The 3551-nt window shown below is 71.8% G+C and carries 5 protein-coding genes; all 5 read left to right on the top strand.

Annotated features, from left to right (window positions below; all coding sequences use genetic code 11):
• The coding region (locus ACXAID_RS27495) for a PPW family C-terminal domain-containing PPE protein (protein WP_475025336.1) at positions 1-504 on the top strand (504 nt) is incomplete at its 5' end.
• A complete protein-coding gene (locus ACXAID_RS27490) occupies positions 501-794 on the top strand; it encodes a type VII secretion protein EsxS (protein ID WP_475025335.1) in 294 nt (97 codons plus the stop codon). The genes ACXAID_RS27495 and ACXAID_RS27490, both read left to right, overlap by 4 nt.
• Before the next feature lie 36 nt (positions 795-830).
• The gene (locus tag ACXAID_RS27485) at positions 831-1118 is read left to right on the top strand and encodes a WXG100 family type VII secretion target (RefSeq protein WP_475025334.1); all 288 of its coding nucleotides are present in this window, start codon (positions 831-833) and stop codon (positions 1116-1118) included.
• A gap of 9 nt (positions 1119-1127) precedes the next feature.
• Entirely contained in the window at positions 1128-1997 is an 870-nt protein-coding gene (locus ACXAID_RS27480; protein ID WP_475025333.1) for an ESX secretion-associated protein EspG, read from the top strand.
• Positions 1979-3427 (top strand): type VII secretion integral membrane protein EccD, encoded by a 1449-nt coding sequence (eccD, locus tag ACXAID_RS27475; RefSeq protein WP_475025332.1) that lies wholly within the window; start codon positions 1979-1981, stop codon positions 3425-3427. The genes ACXAID_RS27480 and eccD overlap by 19 nt, the downstream gene beginning before the upstream one ends.
• Positions 3428-3551 lie beyond the last annotated feature (124 nt).

Here is a 3551-nt window from a genome sequence, read left to right as displayed (position 1 = left end):
GCCCCGGCCGCCCCGGCCACCGCCGCTGCGCCGCTGGCGCCGTACGCCGTCGTCGGTCGTGACCCGGACGGTGGCCTGTCGCCCACGGTGCGCGACTCGACCAGTGCGAAGGCTCCTTCGGCCACCATCCCCGCAGCCGCAGCGGGTATCGCGGCATCGGCGGCCGAGCGGCGCAAACGCCGCCGTAAGCAGAAAGAAGAGATCAAGGGCCGCGGATACGCCGATGCCTACATGGACTACGAGGACGAGCCGGACACCGGCCCGGACGCCGACGCCCCGGCGGCGCACTCGCCCGCAGTGGCCGCCTCCGAACGCGGTGCCGGGCCGATGGGCTTCGCGGGCACCGTCGGCACCGGCACCACCGAGGCCGGCGGCTTGACGACCCTGGCCGGCGACTCGTTCGGGGGTGGGCCCAAGAGCCCGATGCTGCCGGGCAGCTGGGATCCCGACGCCGACGACACTGACCCGCAAGATCACCACCACAACAGGAAGGAAAAACCATGAGCCTCTTGGATGCTCATATCCCGCAGCTGGTCGCCTCGGAGAGCGCCTTCGGCGCGAAGGCCGCCCTGATGCGAAGCACCGTCGCCCAGGCGGAACAGGCCGCGCAGTCGGCCCAGGCGTTCCACATGGGTGAGTCGTCGGCCGCGTTCCAGGCTGCGCATGCCCGCTTCGTCGAGGTCTCGGCGAAGATCAACGCGCTGCTTGACCTCGCCCAGGCCAACGTCGGTGAGGCCGCCGCCTCCTACGTCGCCGAGGACGCCGCGGCGGCCAGCACCTACACCGGTATGTGACCACCGCGCACCCGAAGCACCCAGAAAGGACACCTGATGTCACAGATCATGTTCAACTATCCGGCGATGCTCGCCCACGCCGGTGAGATGTCGAGCTATGCAGGCGCTTTGCACGCCGTCGGGATGGACGTCGCCGCCGAGCAGGCTGCACTGCAAGGAGCCTGGCAGGGCGACACCGGCGTGACGTACCAGGCGTGGCAGGCGCAGTGGAACACCGCGCTCGAGGAGCTGGTGCGCGCCTACCGGGCGATGGCCAGCACCCACGAGATGAACACCACGTCGATGGCCGCCCGGGATCAGGCTGAGGGCGCCAAGTGGGGCTGATCGGGTTCCGTGCGTGCTAACGCCGTCGAGCTGACCACCGAAGCGGCCTGGTTCCTCGCCGAGACGGTGGGTGCCGGAACCTTCCCGTGGGTGCTGGCCATCACGCCGCCGTACAGCGACCCGGCCGCGCGTGTGGACTTCGAGCGCGATCAGACCGACGAGCTGACCGCGCTGGGTGTCCTGCGCGCCGGGAACGCGGTCGACCCGGCGGTGGCGCAGTGGATCCGGTTGACGTGCCGGCCCACCCAGTGGCTCGAGCTGCGCTTCGTCGGCGCCCGCGGCGCCCTGTTGCGCGGCATCGTGGCGCGCGCTCCGGCGGGCACCGTGGTGGCGTTGCGCAGCGGCGAGCTGGTCACGTTCACCGCGCTGGACATCGACCACCCCGAGGCGCTGGTGCCGGTGTTGTGCGCCGGGCTGTCCGGCAGGCCGCCCGCGCGCTTCGAGGAGTTCTCGTTGCCCGCGCGCACCGGCGCCAAAGCCGACGAGCGGATCCGCAACGGTGCGTCAGTGCACGACATGCTGGACTATCTCGGCATCCCTGTCTCGGCGCGCCCTGTGGTGGTGGCCGCCTTCGAGGGTGACAGGACCTATGTCGAGATCGTCGCCGGTCAGCACCGCGACGGGCACCGCGTCAGCACCGACGTCGGAGTCAGCGTCGTCGACACCGCCGTGGGTCGCGTTGTGGTCAGCCCCGCCAAAGCCGTAGACGGAGAGTGGATCTCCACCTTCGCGCCCGGCGAAACCACGGCGATCGCCGCGGCGGTCGAGCGGCTGAACGCCGCGCTACCGGACGGGGCGTGGTTCCCCGGGCACACCCTCACCAGAGACTTCGACTTTCACCCGCAGCAGAGAGAAGAGCAATGTCAGACCCGGCTGTAGTTTCCCCCGCGACCAACGGCGCGGCACTGCCCGACAACACGGCGATGCCGATCGTGCGGATCGCGGTGTTCGGCAGCGGCCGGATCACCGAGGTCGCGCTGCCGGCCGAACTGCCGCTGCGCGAGATCATCCCGGCGGTGCAGCGCATCGTGGCGCCGGCCGACGAAACCGCCGACGCCGGCGCGTCACTGAGCCTGGCCCCGGTGGGCGGTGCCCCCTTCAGCCTCGATGCCACCCTCAACACCGTCGGGGTGGTCGACGGTGACCTGCTGGCCCTGCAGCCGGCGCCGGTGGGTCCGGCGGCGCCCCGGCTCGTCGAGGACATCGCCGATGCCGCGATGATCTTCTCCGTCGCTCGCGAGAAGCCCTGGGACGTCACGCACATCAGGCGTGCTGCCGCGGCGTCGGTCATCGGGCTGATCCTGCTCGCCACCGGGGTGTCCATTCTGCACCGCGTGGTCACGGGCACCGCCTACGGCGTGTTCGCGGTCAGCGCGGTGGCGGTGGCCGCGGTGCTCGGTGCGCTGCTGAGCAAGGCCGCCGCGCCGAAGACGGCAACCGCGCTTGCGGTGACGGCGCTCGCGCCGATCGCCGCCGCGTTCGCCCTGGCCGTGCCGGGTGACTTCGGCGCCTCGCAGGTGCTGCTGGCGGCCGCCGGGGTGGCGGCCTGGTCGGTCATCAGCATCACCGTCGGGGAACGCGGCATCGCGGTGTTCACCGCCGCGGCGGCGATCTCGCTGACCGTGCTGCTTGTGGCCGCGGTGGTGTCGCTGTGGACGCTGGCACCGGTGGCGGTCGGATGTGCGCTGATCCTGGCGGCCTTGGTGATCACCGTGCAGGCCGCGCAGTTGTCGGCACTGTGCGCCCGGCTGCCGGTCCCGGTGATCCCCGCCCCGGGGGATCCGACGCCGTCGGCCCTGCCGCTGCGAATCCTCGAGGACCTGCCGCGCCGGATCAGGGTCGGCGACTCGCACCAGACCGGTTTCATCGCAGCCGGGGTGCTGCTGGCTACGACCGGCTCCGTCGCGGTGCTGTGGCCGGTCATCACCGGTGCGGGCGCCGTGTCGCCGTGGGCCTGGTACCTGGTCGCGGCCGGCGCCGCGGCCGCCGCGCTGCGGGCCAGGGTGTGGGATTCCGCGCCCTGCAAGGCCTGGCTGCTCGGCCACCCCTACCTGCTCACCACGGTGCTGACGGTGGCGTTCGCCGCCGCCGGCGAGTACGCCGCGATGTGGTGGTCACTGGCCGTCCTGGTCGTCCTGGTGGCGGTGTGGGTCGTCGTCGCGCTGAACCCGCGTATCGCCGATCCGGACTCGTACTCGCTGCCGATGCGCCGGCTGGTCGGATTCCTGGCCTCGGCGCTCGACGCCTCGGTGCTGCCGGTGATGGCCTACCTGGTGGGTCTGTTCAGCTGGGCACTCAACGGGTTCTGAGGATGGGGCCGAGACCGATGATCAGACGCGCGGGTGTCGTCGCGGCGACGCTGGCGTTGCTCGCCGCCGGCGGCCCGGCCGCCCAGGCGGTCACCCCACCAAAGGTCGACCCGGAGGCCAGCCC

This window comes from Mycobacterium sp. ABE4_509, assembly GCF_056160785.1.
Note: the sequence above shows the minus strand (reverse complement) of the source record. Positions and strands in the feature narration are given on the sequence as shown.

Bases quoted from the DNA above. Each gene is read 5' to 3' on its own strand.
- ACXAID_RS27490 (WP_475025335.1), top strand. From the start codon at position 501: ATGAGCCTCTTGGATGCTCATATCCCGCAGCTGGTCGCCTCGGAGAGC.
- ACXAID_RS27485 (WP_475025334.1), top strand. From the start codon at position 831: ATGTCACAGATCATGTTCAACTATCCGGCGATGCTCGCCCACGCCGGT.
- eccD (WP_475025332.1), top strand. From the start codon at position 1,979: ATGTCAGACCCGGCTGTAGTTTCCCCCGCGACCAACGGCGCGGCACTG.